1 pseudogene is annotated in these 301 nt (G+C 70.4%); it reads left to right on the top strand.

Features of this window, described 5'->3' with window-relative positions:
• Positions 1 to 301 (top strand): annotated as a pseudogene (locus PUR61_RS16175) (AAA family ATPase); the annotation flags it as partial.

Here is a 301-nt window from a genome sequence, read left to right as displayed (position 1 = left end):
TCCCGCCGGACCAAGAACAACCCCGTGCTGATCGGCGAGCCCGGCGTCGGCAAGACCGACGACATCGAGGGCCTCGCCAAGCGGATCTAGGACGGCGACCAGCCGGAGTCGCTCCCGGGCAAGCCCCTGGTCTCGCAGGACCTCAGCGCGATGGTGGCCGGCGCCAAGTCCCGCGGGGAGTTCGAGGAGCGGCTGAAGGCCGGCCTCAACGACATCAACCAGAGCGACGGCCAGGTCGTCACCTACAACGACGAGCTGCACACCATGGTCGGCGCGGGCGCCGGCGGCGACTCCGCGATGG

The sequence above is a fragment of the Streptomyces sp. BE20 genome, from assembly GCF_036322525.1.
Lineage (GTDB): Bacteria > Actinomycetota > Actinomycetes > Streptomycetales > Streptomycetaceae > Kitasatospora.
Note: the sequence above shows the minus strand (reverse complement) of the source record. Positions and strands in the feature narration are given on the sequence as shown.